This is a genomic window from Acinetobacter sp. WC-743, assembly GCF_000335555.1.
GTDB classification, from domain to species: domain Bacteria; phylum Pseudomonadota; class Gammaproteobacteria; order Pseudomonadales; family Moraxellaceae; genus Acinetobacter; species Acinetobacter bereziniae.
Window position 1 is genome coordinate 49,568 of record NZ_AMFQ01000132.1, and the last position, 16,554, is coordinate 66,121.

Genomic DNA, 16,554 nt, shown 5'->3' on the forward strand with positions numbered 1-16,554 from the left:
CTTTCTACGATAAATTTATAGCCAGATAAACATCTAGCCAAAAACATACCGTTCAGATATTCAGATCGCATACTTTTATTGAAAAAAGTGTGCTCAGGAAAGCTGTGTCTAAAAAATCAATGGATATACAGATATGAAATTTTTCAATAGCGTTGTATCGACTGGTCAAACGCAATTATTCAGATGTTTACAGTCTAAATTTAAGCTTAAAAACTTGATTTCTGCACAAATGATGTTGGGTTGGGGGCTTACATTAAGCTTCCCGATTTCTTTAGTCCATGCAGAAGACACCCAAAAGTTAAACTTGTCTCAATCCGCATCACCACAATTACCGACCATCAATGTACAAGCGTTACAAGATAAATCTTCAACTTTTGCAGGACAGATTTCATCGCAAAATAACCTAGGTTTTCTGGGTGATAAAGACTTCATGGAAACGCCATTTAATAGTATTGGCTATACAGATCAATATATTGAAAACCAACAAGCTAAAGATATCACTGAGGTGATTGCAAAAACTGATCCTTCTGTTTTTACCAATGGGGCGAGTGGTGGGTGGAGTGAAAATTACTACATTCGTGGATTTTCATCGAGTACCAGTGATATGTCGATGAATGGAATGTTTGGAATTACACCTTTTTATCGCACCTCTCCAGAGATGTTTGAAAGAGTTGAAGTTTTGAAAGGACCTTCGGCTTTGTTAAATGGAATGCCACCAGCAGGTTCGGTAGGAGGTGTGGTTAACTTGGTGACCAAAAGGGCGGATGATGAAGCATTAAACCGTTTCACGGCAACGTATATGTCAGACTCCCAATGGGGGGGACATCTGGATTTGGGGAGACGTTTTGGAGAAAATAAAGCATTTGGTGTGCGTTTCAATAGTGTCTATCGTGATGGAAATGGAGCAATCAAAGATCAAGATAAGCAGACCCAACAATTTTCTTTAGGACTCGACTGGCGTGGAGAAAATGCCCGTTTCTCTGCAGATTTATATCGTGCAGAGGATCGTGTAGACGGTGTGAATCGAGGAATTAACCTTGCGCCCGGGGTGGATATTCCAAAACTGCCTAAGCCAGATACTTTACTCAATCCAGACTGGTCATTTGTTGAAACCAAAGATAAGGGAGCAATGATACGTGGTGAATATGATATCAATGACCAGTTGATGGCTTATGCAAGTTATGGACAGAGCAAAACTGATTATAAATATAATGGTGCAATGTCCGCCACAGTGCTTGATCAACAAGGAACTTTAGAAACTAAAATGGGTCAATTGGCATTTGATCTTGAAAAAAAATCGGCAGATATTGGCTTCAAAGGACATTTGAATACAGGTGTAGTTGCCCACCAATGGGTTGCCAATGCGACCTATTATGAACATGATCAAAATGATTATGGAGTCAGAAATGTTGCTGGTGCTGAATGGATCACAAATTTATATGATCCAGTATGGGGAAAACCAGTACCATTTAATACACCACATATCTCAAAAACTTCTTCGCGCCTCAGTAGTTATGGTATTGCCGATACTTTATCTTTTGCCCAAGACAAGGTGCAACTGACCGTGGGTGTACGACAACAGGAGGTGGTGAGCGAATCGTTTAATATTGTCACAGGCAACCGAATTTCTCGCTATGACAAAAGTGCGACTACACCAGGCGCAGCAATTTTATTTAAAGCCACGAATTATCTGTCACTCTATGCAAACTATATTGAAGGATTAAGCCAAGGAACAACCGCTCCATATACTGCTGTAAATGCTGGGGAGGTATTTGCACCCTTTAAAACCAAGCAAAAAGAGGTGGGATTAAAAGTTGATATCGGTCAATTCAGTAACACTTTAAGCGTGTTTGAAATTGAAAAACCAAGTAGCTATACAGACCCAGTGACCAATATTTTCACTGCGGATGGCGAACAGCGTAACCGAGGTGTTGAATGGAGCTTTTTAACGACACCTGTTGAGCATGTTCGTCTACTGGGGGGGATTGCTTATATTGATCCTGAATTAACCAAAACAGCAGGCGGAAAAAATCAGGGCAATACCGCAACAGGTGTTGCAAAACAACAAGCTAAGCTGGGCTTAGAGTGGGATACGTCGATCTTAGATGGCTTGACTTTGACAGCAAATGCAACTGCGGTTTCTAAGCAATATATCAATCAGGAAAATACATTATCTGCTTCAGGTCGAACATTATTTGACTTGGGCGCAAGGTATAAATCAGCGCTAATACAGTTTCCAATGACCATACGTGCCAGTGTGAATAATGTCACCAATAAAGCTTATTGGGGAATGCCGCAGTTATCCAGTTTAGCACTGGGCGCTCCGCGGACATATATGTTGTCAGTTTCTTTGGACTTTTAATATGCCTTGTCTAAGTTTTTCCAAACAGTGAGAACCAGTCAGCGAGCAGATTGAAAAGAGTTTAGCTGCTCTTTTCAATCTATTGCACAATGGCATCGATCAAGCACTGCCTTAAAATATTCCAATCACTTAGTCTAAGCTTTCAACAATACTGATCATGACATCAGCACAATTTTCACGTGCCAATCTGGCTTTACGGTATTCTTCGGAATGATAACAAGCCTGAGCTGTGGCCAAATCTACAAATTCAATAATGACATGTCGTGCATATTCAGAACCTTCCATCACCAATGACTTCCCACCACGTGCAAGAAATTTTGCTCCGTATTTTTCAAAAGCCAATGGAGCTAAAGCCATATATTGTTGGTACTGTTCTAAATCATGTACGGTGACGTGGGCAATCCAATATGCAGACATCTTTTCATTCCTTTGTTGAGGTTTAAATCATTTCACGGTCTATGCTTTCAGGCATTCAAAATATTTTTTGCCACTGATGCTGCTTCTGCAATATGTTCTGCAACTGCTTGTTTGGCTTTTTCAGCATCCTGATGTAAATAGATTGCTTCACACATATTTTTAATGCGTTGATAACCAGAAATTTGTCGTTTGGTGGATTTCATGGTCATGACACGCAGACGGCTGATACGTCCATTTAAACGTTGCACAACTTCCCAAGCGATAAAATGTTTGGCTGTGGTAAAAATGGTTTCGTAAAGTTTGGCTGAGGTTGAAATAATCAGATCAATATCATCAGTAGCGAATGCTTGCTCGAGTTCATTGAGTAAACGTTTGAGTAGAGTTGTCGTTTCATCGGTGAGGTTCTTGGTGCAATCAGCAACTGCACTTTGTTCCAATAACAGACGAATTTCATAAATTTGTGATGCAAGTTCCCAATCCAACAAGGACACAATAGGTCCTTTGTTCGGCAGGATTTCAACCAAACCTTCTGCTTCCAAATAACGAATGACTTCTCGAACCACTGAACGGCTTACACCAAGTTCTTCGCACAAGGTTCTTTCAACTAATCTTTTTCCAGAGGGGAAGTATCCCGTAATAATGGCATTACGAAGTTTGTTCAAACACAACTCACGTAAAGTCACAGGTGGATTTTCAATTTTAAGATTCATGGTGATTGAACTTTCCCAATTTTAATCATGCACAATTTTGTTACATGTTTCTTTGTCAAAATTAGCATAGCAAACTCTTGCTTTTTTTTCATTATGTATTATGGTATACCATAATACGAATGGCAAGTTGAATTCACAAGGAAGAACAATGAATCTAATCCGTAAAACTGTACTGCATGTTGAAACGACCTATGTCGATGGTGGTAAAGAAGCAGCAATACCTTTAAAAATGGTTGCAGCAGCAGCTGTAATCCAAAATCCATGGGCAGGACAGGGCTATGTTGAAAACTTGGCACCAGAAATTCGCCGTATTGCACCAATTTTAAGTGAGCATTTAACTCGTCTGATTTTGGATGAGGTCGGTTCAGGTGAAGCTGTACAAGCATTTGGTAAGAGTGCGGTTGTGGGTTTAAACGGTGAGCTTGAGCATGCTTCTGCACTGATTCACACCTTGCATTTTGGTAATACTTACCGTAGTGCGGTCGGTGCAAAATCTTACTTAGCATTTAACAATACCCGTGGTCCTGCCAATGCGCCGATCTTGATCCCGATGATGGATAAAAATGATGAAGGTCGTCGTTCTCATTATCTGACTTTACAATTTGCTATTCCTGATGCACCTGCAGCAGATGAATTGGTTGTGGTGATTGGTGCCGCAACAGGTGGTCGTCCACATCATCGTATTGGTGATCGTTATCAAGATTTGGAAGAGTTAGGTCATGATCTCAAAAACCCTGCAGCTGTCAAATAATCGGATTGCTCATTATTTTGAGCAGGGTGAAGGCGAGCCATTGGTGCTTATTCACGGTGTGGGTATGCAAGCTGAAGCATGGTATCCACAAATAGAATTTTTTTCGAAACACTATCGTGTGATTTCGGTGGATATGCCAGGTCATGGACAGAGTACCCAATTGACCAATGATGCGCCTTTACAGGCATTTGTGGACTGGACCATTGAGTTTATATGTCAACTGAATGTGGGTGCTGTGAATTTAGCAGGGCACTCAATGGGTTCTTTGATTACCACAGGCGTGAGTGCAACACGTCCTGATTTAGTTAAACGAATGGCTGTTTTAAATGGTGTTTATAAACGCACAGAAAAAGCCAAAGATGCCGTACTTCAGCGTGCTGAAGCACTGAAAACAGGAAAGATCGACATTGAGACACCATTGCAACGTTGGTTTGGTGACAGCGAAGTCGAACGCCAAGCAGCATTAAAGGTAAAAACATGGCTGCAAAATGTGAACATGGCTGGCTATGCTACAGCTTATTCAGCATTTGCCCAAGGAGATTCAACCTACGCAGATGATTGGTCAAAAATCACATGTCCTGCTTTGATTTTAACAGGAACAGGTGATCCCAACTCAACCGCTGAAATGGCAGTACAAATGGCTCAGCAAGCACAAAATGCAAAAGCAATTGTGATTGAAAATGAAAGACATATGGTGAATTTAACTGCACCAGACAAAGTGAATAATGCAATGCAAGCATGGTTGGAAACCAGCGTCTAAATTGCTTGATGAAGGGATATAGCAATGAGTGAAATGGATACGATAAATAAAATACGTGAACTACGTGATGCTTTTGGATCATTTATGACCGGCGTTACCGTAGTCACAACCTGTACAGATGATGGAACTGCGCTCGGTTTTACTGCAAACTCTTTTGCTTCGGTGTCTTTGGACCCAGCATTACTACTGGTCAGCATTGCCAAGACATCGAGCAATTATCATCATTTTGCCAAGGCTCAGCATTTTGCGATTAACATTTTGGCCGAAGAGCAGAAAGATATTTCCAATACTTTTGCACGACCAAGTGATGATCGTTTTGCAAATCTGTCTTGGAAGACGAGTCAGTATCAAAATCCAATTATTGACCACGTGAGTGCATGGTTTGATTGCACCACTTATCAAATTGTAGATGCAGGTGACCATGCGATTTTGATTGGTCAAGTAGAAAACTTTGCTTCAGCAGGCTTTGCAGGTCTTGGTTATTATCGTGGTGCTTATTTCACACCCGCTAAATCATCGACAGATGTGATTTCAAGTATGAAAGTCATGATGATGGCGTTAATCGGTCATGAAAACCAGATTTTGCTTGAACAAACTGCTGATGGCAAATGGACTTTGCCGCATTTGCTCGTCAACAAAGACGGTGCTGAAAAAGCCCTCGAAAAAATCTTCAGTGTCTATCAACCTGAGGCATCGCCAAGCTTTATATATTCTGTATATGACGATATCACCACACAGCAACAGTATATTGCCTTCTTATGTAATACCCCAGTACTTCAAGCACATAAGGGGCAGTTTATAGACTTGAATGATCTTGAGCAGCTTACTTTTGTTGATAGTGCCTTGGAAAGTATGTTGATGCGTTATCGTAAAGAAAATTATCTCAAAACTTATGGGGTGTATTACGGTAATCAAACAACAGGTACAGTTCGTCAAATTGTTAAAGAGGAAGTTTAACTATGCGTTTTTCATTATTTGTACACATGGAACGTGTTTCTGATCAGCAAACACAAAAACAGCTTTATGATGAAATGGTTGAACTTTGTCAGATTGCAGATCGAGGCGGAATGCATGCGATTTGGACAGGTGAACATCATGCGATGAATTTTACCATTGCGCCTAATCCATTTATCAATTTGGCTGATTTGGCCAACAAAACTCAACATGTGCGCTTAGGTACAGGTACAGTCGTTGCGCCGTTTTGGCATCCAATCAAATTGGCTGGTGAAGCAGCAATGACAGATATTATCAGCAATGGTCGTTTGGATATCGGTATTGCCCGTGGAGCTTATTCTTTCGAATATGAGCGCATGGTACCGGGTATGGATGCATGGAGTGCAGGGCAACGTTTGCGTGAAATGATTCCTGCCATTAAAAACTTGTGGAAAGGCGATTACGAGCATCAAGGTGAGTTTTGGCAATTTCCGAAAACTACCTCAGCTCCTCAACCTTTACAAGAGCCACATCCGCCGATTTGGGTTGCAGCACGTGATCCAAATAGTCATGAATTTGCAGTTCAGCATGGCTGTAATGTGCAAGTGACACCATTACATTTGGGTGATGAAGAAGTTGAGAAATTGATGGGCAACTTTAATGCAGCATGTGAGAAATTTGCAGACATTCCACGTCCTGAAATTATGTTACTTCGTCATACCTATGTCGCTGACAGTGAGCAAGATGCTCAACTCGCCGCAGATGAAATCAATACATTCTATAATTATTTTGGTGCATGGTTTAAAAATGAGCGTGAAATTAGCCAAGGGCTGATCGCGCCGATGACCAAGGAAGAAATGGCGCAACATCCTTTCTATAGTCCTGAAGCTATGCGTAAAAATAATGTGATTGGTCAAGCGCAAGAAGTGATTGATCGTTTAAAAGCTTATGAGGCAATGGGCTATAACGAATACTCATTCTGGATCGATACAGGAATGAGCTTTGAACGTAAAAAAGCCTCATTGGAACGTATGATCAACGAAGTGATGCCAGCTTTTGCATAGGAGAGAAGACCATGACTTCTCCATTTCAGTTATATATCAATGGTCAGTTTGAGGATGGTGCTGCACAATTTGACAGTATCAATCCTGCAACAGGACAAGTTTGGGCAAAAATGCCTGAAGCACGTACAGATGAAGTGAATCGTGCGGTTGCAGCTGCTTCACAAGCATTAAAAGATTCAGCTTGGGCTGATTTAACCGCATCTCAGCGGGGTAAGTTGCTGTATAAACTTGCGGATTTAATTGAACGATCAGCACCAGAGTTGGCGCTGTTTGAGACACAAGATACCGGTAAAATTATCCGTGAAACGTCGAGCCAGATTGCATATGTGGCCGAGTATTACCGCTATTATGCTGGTGTTGCTGACAAACTTGAAGGTCGATATTTACCGATTGATAAGCCTGATATGCAAGCTTGGACCATCCGAGAGCCTGTAGGTGTTGTTGCAGCAATCGTACCTTGGAACAGTCAGTTATTTTTATCCGCAGTTAAAGTTGGTCCTGCTTTGGCAGCAGGCTGTAGTGTGGTTTTAAAAGCCTCGGAAGAAGGTCCAGCACCTTTACTGGCTTTTGCACGCTTAGTACATGAAGCTGGTTTCCCTGCGGGTGTAGTAAATGTGGTTACAGGTTTTGCGGCTGAATGTGGTGCTGTTTTAACCCGTCATCCTGAGGTTGCACATGTGGCATTCACAGGCGGACCTGAAACAGCGCAGCATATTGTCAGAAATTCTGCTGAAAATCTTGCCAAAGTCTCTCTTGAGTTAGGGGGGAAATCTCCATTTATTGTGTTCGCAGATGCTGATTTACAAAGTGCTGTAAATGCTCAAGTCGCAGCGATCTTTGCCGCAACTGGACAAAGTTGTGTGGCAGGTTCTCGTTTATTGGTTGAAGAAAGTATCAAAGATGAATTTGTACAACGCTTGGTACAACGTGTGCAAAGCATCAAAATTGGTCTGCCTGAGGATATGGCAACTGAGTTTGGTCCATTGTGTACTTTACGCCAACGGCAAAAAATTGAACAGATTGTCGCAAGTTCAATTCAGCAGGGGGCAAAGCTATTGACAGGTGGGGAGAGCATTGACCGTGCAGGCTATTACTATCCACCCACTATTCTGGATTGTAGTGATGCGACTCAGGCCGATTGTGTAATGAATGAGTTGTTTGGTCCAGTGCTGTCTGTGGTCAGTTTTAAAACAGAGCTTGAGGCAATACACACGGCAAACAATACCGCTTATGGTCTTGCCGCAGGCGTGTTTACTACAAATTTAAGTCGCGCACACCGCATGACAAAAGCGATTCAATCAGGAATTGTTTGGCTCAATACTTATCGTGCAGTGTCACCACTTGCACCTTTTGGTGGTCATGGTTTATCTGGACATGGTCGAGAAGGTGGTTTTGAGGCGGTATTTGATTACACCACCACCAAAACGGTTTGGTTACGTACCTCTGATCAACCGATTGATGATCCCTTTATCATGAGATAAATAATAGTCATGAAATAGATGATGGTCATGAATCAGAAGATCATATTTTAATTTAAGGAATTTAACTTCAAGGATGAAAATATATGCAGAACACTAAAGTTCTATAAATTTTTACTGTAATTGAAAAGGATAAATACTGTTGAGCTTTGAAAAAAGTCTCACATGGGGTGTCTTTTATCTTTTTTAGGCTGAATTCACGCAAACGACAGCGTATTAGTCAGCCATATCGTCAATATCGTGGTCAGGTCATTTGAATAGGATGCTGACAAAGTAGGTTGTGAAATCTACATTTACGCTCACAAATAAATTCAGATTGAGGAAAATGAATTCCTCAAAGAGAGATTAAGGATATGAGTCAAAATGAAAAAAATGCTTTTGCGATAGAAAGCCATTCGATTGATTATGTAGATCCATCAGAACGCAATGGAAAAGTTCGGGATCTTTTTACTTTATGGTTTTGTACCAATATTGCGCCTTTGGCTGTGATTACAGGTGCAATGTCGATGCTCACTTTTAAGCTAAGCTTAATCAGTGCTTTGGTGGCAATTTGTGCAGGACATTTCTTTGGTGCAGCGATTTTAGCACTAACCTCGGCACAAGGACCGCAAGTGGGTATTCCACAAATGATTCAAAGCCGTGCGCAGTTTGGGCGCTATGGGGCTTTGTTGGTGGTGTTATTTACTACCCTGATTTACCTTGGATTCTTTATTTCCAATATTATTTTATCGGGTAAAACTTTGCACACGGTTGTTCCCGTAATTCCTGTACCTACAGCAACCGTGATCGGAGCAATTGCCGCAACGACCATTGGGATCGTCGGTTATCACCTGATTCATAAGTTCAATAAGATTGGAACTTGGTTTATGGGTGGTTCGCTGTTGATTGGTCTAATCATTATGCTGCCGCATATCAATGCTGAGGTTTTGGCAAAAGGAACTTTCAACCTGAAAGGCTGGTTTGCCATGTTTGGTTTATGTGCGGTTTGGCAAATTAGTTTTTCTCCATATACCTCAGATTATTCAAGATATTTACCTAAAAGTATTGGCATTTATAAACCCTTTATTTACACCTATTTGGGTGCATCTCTCGGTACAATTTTTGCTATGGCTTTTGGAACTGTAGCGGTCAGTATCGGTTCCACAACAGATGCGATGGAAGCAGTTAAATCAGGTACAGGTATATTTGGCTACGTTCTGATGATTTTATTTCTTTGTAATATTATCGGTCACAATGCCATGAATCTATATGGTGCAGTGTTGTCATGCATTACTTCGATTCAAACCTTTGCAGGACAATGGATACCGAGTAAGAATATTCGAATTGTGCTGTCAGTTGTGGTACTGATTTTGGCAACTTTCACTGCATTATGGGCTTCGAGCAACTTTATTAGTTTCTTCCTGAATGTGATTTTTGCCTTGTTGTTTATCTTAGTACCTTGGGTGTCGATCAATCTTTTGGATTTCTATGTGGTCAACAAGAAATCTTATGATATTCAGTCTATTTTTGCCCAAGATGGTGGTATTTACGGCAAGTTTAATGCCAAAGCGCTGATCGCCTATTTTATCGGGATTATGATTCAGATTCCTTTCTTGACCAATGCCTTTTTTACAGGACCATTTGCCAATGTGATCCCTGATGTTGATGTTTCTTGGGTGATTGGATTGGTGGTGAGTTTTATCGTGTATTACCTGTTTAATTTCAGCAAGATTAAATACGCAGACTCGGCTTTGGATATCAAAGTTTAACATTAAAATGTGATGTGAAAGGAATCTTCACGATGAAAAATAATAATTTACAATGGGTTATCGCTTCAATTTTAGTTGCATATATTTCACCAAGTTATGCTGGAATCAGTTTTGGTGAATCCAATAGTGAAACAGGTCAGCTCACTGTATCTGGTTATGTACGGGGCAATTACCAAGTCAAAGATTATGGTGAGAATGCTGATGATCAGAAAATCCGTTTCGATGCAGCGCAACTTAAATTGGATTATGAACGTGGAAATCTGTTTGGACACGCAGAATATCGTTGTTATCAATATGAGCGGTTTTGTGATTTTTCCAGCATGATTGATGCTTATGCAGGTTATCGTTTGAATAAAACAGATCAACTTGTGGTGGGTATGCAAGCCATTCCATTTGGACCCGGACGTTTCTGGGGTAATAGCTTGTATGGTAGTATCAATACTACTGCGGGTTTGGAAGATGTGCATAATGTTGGTGTGAACTATCATGCTGAATTATCGTCAGCGACCAAATTTGATTTTGGTTATTTTGCGATTGATGGTGGTCATTATTCAGGGACCTATACGCCAGATTCAGGTCGTTACACAGCCAATTATGTACGTTCCGATGATGTGACACAAACTAACTTACAAGAGAAAAACATGTGGGTGGGGCGGGTGAGTCAAGATATTCCTTTGGGTATCGATGGTTTAGATACGCAGCTTGGTGCGTCTTACTGGATCTCGCAAATAGACAATAAGAAAACCAACCAGACTGGACGACGTAATGCTTGGTCAGTATTTACCAAAGTAAATTATGGGCTGCTTGGGTTGACTTTGACTGGAGGCAAAAATGATGTCAACAATAAAGATTTAATTCAACCTGATACTTCGCTTATGGGATCTTATGACACTGAATATGCCGTCGCCAACAAAGCCAGTTATTACACGGCTGATCTGGGGTATGCATTTAAAGATGTCGGAAAAATTGGCAATATTACCCCTTATCTCATGCATAGCCGATATAACAAAGATCAGGCTGAAGCAAAGGATTCCATTCGGAATATCTTAGGTGTCTCCATTGATCATAAAAAGCTTTCTTTGTTTGCTGAATATATCATGAGTAAAAATGATCCTTTTATCGGTGGCAATGCAGCATCATTGGCATTGGGGGATGATAATAAGTGGAATAAGTTATTGAATTTGACTTTATTCTATTATTTTTAACGTTGAATCATAACATTCGGGCAATCGAAAATTTTTTTCATCATTTTCTTGGTATGCCATAATACAAGACTAAGTATGTGCTTATACAAACCATAGCGTTATAAGCACATATGGATGTTTGCATCTAAACAGGATGATCCATATGCAACTCAAAGACATGTCTCTCTTTCACCAACAAGCCTTCATCGCTGGGCAATGGTGTGATGCTGACAACCTTCAAAGAACAGATATTTATAATCCTGCAACTCAAGCGCTTATTGGGACAGTACCCAATATGGGGAAAACCGAAGCAGAACGAGCAATTCAAGCTGCTGCAAATGCTTGGTCAGCTTGGAAAAATAAAACAGCAAAAGATCGTTCAATCATTTTAAAACGTTGGTTTGAATTGATGGTTGAGCAGGCAGATGAGCTTGCTTTTATTCTCACCAGTGAACAGGGCAAACCATTGGCAGAGGCGAGAGGAGAGATTTTGTATGCTGCCAGTTTTGTGGAGTGGTTTGCTGAAGAAGCAAAGCGTGTATATGGGGATATCGTGCCAAGCCCATATCCAGATGCACGTATTGTGGTACAAAAACAAGCGATCGGAGTCGTTGCAGCGATTACGCCGTGGAATTTCCCAGCCGCGATGATTACACGAAAAGTAGCGCCTGCATTGGCGGCAGGTTGCCCTTGTATTGTTAAACCTGCACCTGAGACACCGTTTACAGCTTTGGCATTGGTTGATTTAGCTATTCAAGCTGGGATTCCTGCCGAAATTTTCAGTGTGATTACAGGGGATGCAGTCACGATTGGGGATGCTATTTTTGAAAGTGATGTGGTGCGAAAGTTTAGCTTTACAGGATCTACACCTGTGGGAAAAATGCTTTATCGACGTTCTGCACAAACCTTAAAAAAAGTCTCTTTGGAATTGGGTGGTAATGCACCATTCATTGTTTTTGATGACGCAGATTTGGATGCCGCCATTGAAGGCGCATTGATTGCAAAATATCGAAATGCAGGGCAGACCTGTGTTTGTGTAAATCGCTTTTTGGTTCAAGCAGGCATCTACGATAAATTCATCAACGCATTAAGTGAAAAAGTCAGTGCTTTTAAAATTGGCAATGGTTTGGATGTTGGTAGTGAAATTGGTCCACTGATTAATCTGAATGCTGTGAAGAAAGTTGAAGCCCATGTACAAGATGCCTTATCCAAAGCTGCTCGTTTGGTGACAGGGGGGCAACGTCACAGTGCAGGAGAGTTGTTTTATCAGCCAACCATTATTGCAGATGTGACCGCAGACATGGATGTGGCAACTCAGGAAACTTTTGGTCCGCTTGCCGCTGTATTTAAGTTTGAAACCGAGCAACAGGCGCTAGAGATGGCCAATGCAACTGAGTTTGGTTTAGCAGCCTACTGTTATACCAAAGACCTTGGACGAGCTTGGCGGATGAGTGAACAATTGGAATATGGCATGGTAGGTATCAATAAAGGATTGATTTCTAATGAGGTTGCACCATTTGGTGGAATCAAACAATCAGGTTTAGGGCGTGAAGGTTCAAAGTATGGCATTGAAGATTACCTTGAAATTAAATACACCTTATTTGGAGGATTAAACAGATGAGTAATGAAAAATTTGAAAAAGGTCTTGTGATTCGTAAACAAGTACTGGGTGAAGATTATGTCAATCAATCGATCAACAATGCGGATGACTTTAATTTACCCTTACAGGAGTTGGTCACTGAGTATTGTTGGGGTGCAGTGTGGGGACGTGAAGAACTGAGCAAACATGAGCGTAGTCTGATTAATCTTGCCATGATTTCTGCATTAAATCGTCCACATGAGCTAAAATTACATGTTAAAGGCGCATTACGAAATGGTGTACCAAAAGACAAAATTCGTGAGGTGCTGTTACAGGTTGCAATTTACTGTGGTGTACCTGCTGCGGTAGACAGTTTTCGTATAGCCAAAGAAGCTATTCAGGAATATCAAGAAGAACAGCACTAAACTGTAAAGAATTGACTCTGTGCAGTTGGGTTTAGATCTAAACTGGTCTGTATAGATCGATATGCGCAGATTCATATTGATCAACAGAAACTCGATTTTGCGATACATGTTTTTAAATGATTGACTAGATGGATGCTGATTTAACATCAGCATGTTGAATGAGATCAGCTAAAATTATGACCGCGCTTTCCATTTGCTTGAGATTAAAATCACCTAAGCCAAGAATTAAACCTGAACGTTTTCGTGGTGCTGAAAAAGTTGGAGAAATGGCTTTCACTGCAATTTTCATGTCTACGGCTGCTTGGGCAATGGCAAGGTCATTGATATGTTCTGCGAGCCAAAGCACCATATGCATGCCTTGATCTCCTGACTCTAAATAACCGAGATGTTCGGGGATATGTCTTGCAATTATCGTCATCAAATGTTGACGATTTTCGGCATAAACTTGGCGAATTTTACGGATATGTCGCTCTAAATATCCCTGCTCAATAAACTTGGCGAGCACATGTTGATCTGCTGAAGCAGGGTGACGGTCGATCAACACTCTTAAACCACAGAAAGGTGCAACTAAGGCTTGCGGTAAAATCGCATAACCCAGTCGAAGTGAAGGGAAAAGCACTTTACTAAAAGTACCCAAATAGATGACACGTTCAGGTGCTAAACCTTGTAAGGCTGGAAAAGGTTGCCCGTGATAACGTAGTTCGCTGTCATAATCATCTTCAATAATCCATGCTTGTTGTTGTGATGCCCATGCCAATAAGGCATGACGACGAGATAAACTCATTGGTATACCCATCGGGTATTGATGAGAAGGGGTAACGAAAGCTGCTCGTGCATGAGGAGCAAGGTTGATGGCTGTCTTGACTTGGAATCCTTCCTCATCAACAGGAACACGAACAATTTGGATGTTTTGTACAGCATTTTCTAAAATGGCTGATGTTCCACGATAAGCAGGATCTTCGAGCCATACCTGATCCTTTGGTTCAAATAAAATTTGACTGCAAATATATAAAGCTTGTTGTATGCCATTGGTAATCACAATCTGTTCAGGTTGGCAATGAACTGAACGAGAACGACGAACATACTCTGCAATTGCAACTCGCAATGACCATACGCCCTGAGGATCATCATAGCCTGAGGGTAAGCCTTCTCCTTGAGCGCGATAGCGATTGCCAAATTTGCGCCAGACATCATTGGGTTGAGTACGTCCGGTAGGAACAGATATCGCAAAGGGTAAATGGGGCAAAGGTTTAAATTCTTTTAATATCTCGGCATAGGCTTGTGCGGCTGCTGTCAGATTTGATTTAAATGTATTGGTAACAATGTCTTTTTGATGTTGTTGATGTGGCGTGTTGATTAAAGACTGTGCAACAAAGGTTCCCTTACGTGGATGTGCCTCTAAAACACCTTCTGCCAGTAATTGATCATATGCCTCAATTATCGTTCCACGGGAAACACTTAAGCTGAGCGCCAATTCACGTGACGAGGGCAAAGGATCACCTGCCTTTAAATCTCCTTGTTGTACAGCTTCTCTGAGGATCTGTATCAGTTGTGCAGTCACTTTGCCTTGCTGTTTGTTGAGCTTCGATATTGAAGGAAGCTCAACCACTTTTGCCATTCTCGCCATAATTCTGGACTACTTAAATAAATACAAACTGGTACTTTTGAATAATCCAATTAAATCAGAAAATTTACAATAGGAAGTTCATGTTTAATGACTGTTTTAATGATTGAGAGTGAGAGTGAGAGTGAGAGTGAGAGGAGTCGACCATGTATATCCCAAAAGATTTTGAAATCACTGAAGTGAAAGAGATGCATCAACTGATGTGTGAATATCCGCTGGGAATACTGTTGAGTCATGGCACACAGGGTCTAGATGCTAACCATTTACCTTTTGAACTACAGTTAGAACAGTCAGAGTTGGGTACACTTCATGCCCATGTGTCAAGACAGAATCCTATCTGGCAGCAGCTTCATGATGGTGATGAAGTGTTGGTGGTATTCCGTGCTGGAGATGCTTATATTTCACCTCAATGGTATCCAAGTAAACATGAACACCATCGACAGGTGCCAACATGGAACTACAGGGTTGTACATGCGCATGGCAAAATCCGTATTCATGATGACGAGCGCTATGTACGAGGTGTAGTTGCACGTTTAACTCGGACACATGAAGCAACTCAACCTACCCCGTGGAAAATGTCTGATGCTCCCAAAGATTATTTAGAACCGATGCTTCAGGAAATTGTTGGTATTGAAATAGAAATCACGAGACTGCAAGGCAAAGCAAAACTCGGTCAGAACAAAGATCATCGAGATATTGTTGGCGTTGCCAATGCATTATCTCAGACAGAGCATGGTGTAATTGCTGATGCAATGTATCAGGTTGCAGCAGAGAAAAATAAATAAATACTCATCTCTATGTGGGTAGAAGGAGAATTGAATGACTTGGCTGACATCTCAGGTTTTAGAAAATGATCATGTCATTTTAAAACCGCTTGAAATACAACACATGGAAGCGCTAATAGAAGCTGTATGTGACGGAGAACTATGGAACTTATGGTTTACACATATCCCAACGCCTGAGCAAATGAGGGCTGAGATTCAGCGACGATTAAACTTACAGACTCAAGGCAAGATGTTGCCTTATACCGTCATTGAAAAACAAACAGCTCAAGTTTTAGGCATGACCAGTTTTATGAATATCGAAGCGGTCCATCGCCGTGTCGAAATTGGTTCAACTTGGTATCGACAATCTGTGCAACGAACACATATCAATACAGCATGTAAGCAGTTACTGCTAAGTTATGCTTTTGATCACTTGGATTGTATTGCAGTTGAGTTTCGCACGTCCTCATTTAACTTCAAAAGCCGAGCCGCGATTGAACGTTTAGGTGCAAAACTCGATGGCATATTGCGTAGCCATCAAATTGTGAAAGATGATATTTTGCGTGATACATATGTGTATAGTATTTTAAAAAGTGAATGGGCTGCGGTACGACAACATTTAAATTTTTTGCTTGACAAGTCGAATAATTCCAAAAGTATCTAAGCAGCTTAAATCACCATGAAAATCAACTTGATTGCCAAGGATGCTCTATATTCATGGCAGTCACTTGTTGATTGCTTTTGATTGATAAACA

At 41.0% G+C, this 16,554-nt stretch carries 15 protein-coding genes; 12 read left to right on the top strand and 3 right to left on the bottom strand.

The window, feature by feature from the left end:
• The first annotated feature begins 133 nt into the window (after window positions 1-133).
• On the top strand, window positions 134-2,362 hold the full coding sequence (locus tag ACINWC743_RS19995) for a TonB-dependent receptor (protein WP_009586764.1): 2,229 nt from the start codon (window positions 134-136) through the stop codon (window positions 2,360-2,362).
• A 129-nt stretch (window positions 2,363-2,491) separates the two neighbouring features.
• On the opposite strand, the gene ACINWC743_RS20000 is transcribed toward ACINWC743_RS19995, so the two are convergent.
• Complete coding sequence (locus tag ACINWC743_RS20000) at window positions 2,492-2,779, bottom strand: DUF1330 domain-containing protein (RefSeq protein ID WP_005033291.1); 288 nt, start codon at window positions 2,777-2,779, stop codon at window positions 2,492-2,494.
• Between the two features lie 47 nt (window positions 2,780-2,826).
• Window positions 2,827-3,489, bottom strand: coding sequence for a GntR family transcriptional regulator (locus ACINWC743_RS20005; RefSeq protein WP_005033289.1), 663 nt, complete (start codon window positions 3,487-3,489; stop codon window positions 2,827-2,829).
• Window positions 3,490-3,637: 148 nt separating this feature from the next.
• Here ACINWC743_RS20005 and ACINWC743_RS20010 point away from each other — a divergent pair, with 148 nt between their 5' ends.
• The 9 genes from ACINWC743_RS20010 to ACINWC743_RS20050 all read left to right on the top strand — a co-directional run bounded on the left by ACINWC743_RS20010 (window position 3,638) and on the right by ACINWC743_RS20050 (window position 13,411).
• Window positions 3,638-4,240: an amino acid synthesis family protein gene (locus ACINWC743_RS20010; RefSeq protein WP_009586814.1), complete on the top strand. Its 603-nt coding sequence runs from the start codon at window positions 3,638-3,640 to the stop codon at window positions 4,238-4,240.
• A complete protein-coding gene (locus ACINWC743_RS20015; RefSeq protein ID WP_009586736.1) occupies window positions 4,209-5,000 on the top strand; it encodes an alpha/beta fold hydrolase in 792 nt (263 codons plus the stop codon). Before ACINWC743_RS20010 ends, ACINWC743_RS20015 begins: the two co-directional genes overlap by 32 nt.
• A gap of 24 nt (window positions 5,001-5,024) precedes the next feature.
• Window positions 5,025-5,957 carry a flavin-dependent trigonelline monooxygenase reductase component gene (gene tgnA, locus ACINWC743_RS20020; protein ID WP_009586735.1) on the top strand — a complete coding sequence of 311 codons (933 nt, stop codon included), beginning with the start codon at window positions 5,025-5,027 and terminating at the stop codon, window positions 5,955-5,957.
• A gap of 2 nt (window positions 5,958-5,959) precedes the next feature.
• Window positions 5,960-6,997, top strand: a complete 1,038-nt coding sequence (gene tgnB / locus ACINWC743_RS20025) for a flavin-dependent trigonelline monooxygenase oxygenase component (RefSeq protein WP_009586728.1) — start codon at window positions 5,960-5,962, stop codon at window positions 6,995-6,997.
• 11 nt (window positions 6,998-7,008) lie between these two features.
• On the top strand, window positions 7,009-8,478 hold the full coding sequence (gene tgnC, locus ACINWC743_RS20030; RefSeq protein ID WP_009586799.1) for a (Z)-2-((N-methylformamido)methylene)-5-hydroxybutyrolactone dehydrogenase: 1,470 nt from the start codon (window positions 7,009-7,011) through the stop codon (window positions 8,476-8,478).
• Between the two features lie 350 nt (window positions 8,479-8,828).
• Window positions 8,829-10,223 carry a purine-cytosine permease family protein gene (locus ACINWC743_RS20035; RefSeq protein WP_009586740.1) on the top strand — a complete coding sequence of 465 codons (1,395 nt, stop codon included), beginning with the start codon at window positions 8,829-8,831 and terminating at the stop codon, window positions 10,221-10,223.
• 32 nt (window positions 10,224-10,255) lie between these two features.
• On the top strand, window positions 10,256-11,428 hold the full coding sequence (locus tag ACINWC743_RS20040; protein ID WP_009586811.1) for a hypothetical protein: 1,173 nt from the start codon (window positions 10,256-10,258) through the stop codon (window positions 11,426-11,428).
• 142 nt (window positions 11,429-11,570) lie between these two features.
• Window positions 11,571-13,028 (top strand): NAD-dependent succinate-semialdehyde dehydrogenase, encoded by a 1,458-nt coding sequence (locus tag ACINWC743_RS20045; protein ID WP_009586784.1) that lies wholly within the window; start codon window positions 11,571-11,573, stop codon window positions 13,026-13,028.
• Window positions 13,025-13,411 (top strand): carboxymuconolactone decarboxylase family protein, encoded by a 387-nt coding sequence (locus ACINWC743_RS20050; RefSeq protein ID WP_009586804.1) that lies wholly within the window; start codon window positions 13,025-13,027, stop codon window positions 13,409-13,411. The genes ACINWC743_RS20045 and ACINWC743_RS20050 overlap by 4 nt, the downstream gene beginning before the upstream one ends.
• Before the next feature lie 124 nt (window positions 13,412-13,535).
• Here the strand turns inward: ACINWC743_RS20050 and ACINWC743_RS20055 are convergent, their stop codons facing one another.
• Window positions 13,536-15,038 carry a PLP-dependent aminotransferase family protein gene (locus ACINWC743_RS20055; protein ID WP_035301494.1) on the bottom strand — a complete coding sequence of 501 codons (1,503 nt, stop codon included), beginning with the start codon at window positions 15,036-15,038 and terminating at the stop codon, window positions 13,536-13,538.
• Window positions 15,039-15,181: 143 nt separating this feature from the next.
• Between ACINWC743_RS20055 and ACINWC743_RS20060 the strand changes: the two genes are divergently transcribed.
• Together ACINWC743_RS20060 and ACINWC743_RS20065 are read left to right on the top strand one after the other, a co-directional pair.
• Window positions 15,182-15,820: an FMN-binding negative transcriptional regulator gene (locus ACINWC743_RS20060; RefSeq protein WP_009586775.1), complete on the top strand. Its 639-nt coding sequence runs from the start codon at window positions 15,182-15,184 to the stop codon at window positions 15,818-15,820.
• A gap of 34 nt (window positions 15,821-15,854) precedes the next feature.
• Window positions 15,855-16,463 (top strand): GNAT family N-acetyltransferase, encoded by a 609-nt coding sequence (locus ACINWC743_RS20065; RefSeq protein ID WP_009586730.1) that lies wholly within the window; start codon window positions 15,855-15,857, stop codon window positions 16,461-16,463.
• The last annotated feature ends 91 nt before the right edge of the window (window positions 16,464-16,554 follow it).

Excerpts from the sequence above, each read along its gene's own strand:
- ACINWC743_RS20045 (WP_009586784.1), top strand. The coding sequence starts at position 11,571 with ATGCAACTCAAAGACATGTCTCTCTTTCACCAACAAGCCTTCATCGCT.
- ACINWC743_RS20055 (WP_035301494.1), bottom strand. The coding sequence starts at position 15,038 with ATGGCGAGAATGGCAAAAGTGGTTGAGCTTCCTTCAATATCGAAGCTC.
- tgnB (WP_009586728.1), top strand. The coding sequence starts at position 5,960 with ATGCGTTTTTCATTATTTGTACACATGGAACGTGTTTCTGATCAGCAA.
- ACINWC743_RS20050 (WP_009586804.1), top strand. The coding sequence starts at position 13,025 with ATGAGTAATGAAAAATTTGAAAAAGGTCTTGTGATTCGTAAACAAGTA.
- ACINWC743_RS20010 (WP_009586814.1), top strand. The coding sequence starts at position 3,638 with ATGAATCTAATCCGTAAAACTGTACTGCATGTTGAAACGACCTATGTC.
- tgnA (WP_009586735.1), top strand. The coding sequence starts at position 5,025 with ATGAGTGAAATGGATACGATAAATAAAATACGTGAACTACGTGATGCT.
- tgnC (WP_009586799.1), top strand. The coding sequence starts at position 7,009 with ATGACTTCTCCATTTCAGTTATATATCAATGGTCAGTTTGAGGATGGT.
- ACINWC743_RS20015 (WP_009586736.1), top strand. The coding sequence starts at position 4,209 with ATGATCTCAAAAACCCTGCAGCTGTCAAATAATCGGATTGCTCATTAT.
- ACINWC743_RS19995 (WP_009586764.1), top strand. The coding sequence starts at position 134 with ATGAAATTTTTCAATAGCGTTGTATCGACTGGTCAAACGCAATTATTC.
- ACINWC743_RS20065 (WP_009586730.1), top strand. The coding sequence starts at position 15,855 with ATGACTTGGCTGACATCTCAGGTTTTAGAAAATGATCATGTCATTTTA.
- ACINWC743_RS20005 (WP_005033289.1), bottom strand. The coding sequence starts at position 3,489 with ATGAATCTTAAAATTGAAAATCCACCTGTGACTTTACGTGAGTTGTGT.
- ACINWC743_RS20035 (WP_009586740.1), top strand. The coding sequence starts at position 8,829 with ATGAGTCAAAATGAAAAAAATGCTTTTGCGATAGAAAGCCATTCGATT.
- ACINWC743_RS20060 (WP_009586775.1), top strand. The coding sequence starts at position 15,182 with ATGTATATCCCAAAAGATTTTGAAATCACTGAAGTGAAAGAGATGCAT.
- ACINWC743_RS20000 (WP_005033291.1), bottom strand. The coding sequence starts at position 2,779 with ATGTCTGCATATTGGATTGCCCACGTCACCGTACATGATTTAGAACAG.
- ACINWC743_RS20040 (WP_009586811.1), top strand. The coding sequence starts at position 10,256 with ATGAAAAATAATAATTTACAATGGGTTATCGCTTCAATTTTAGTTGCA.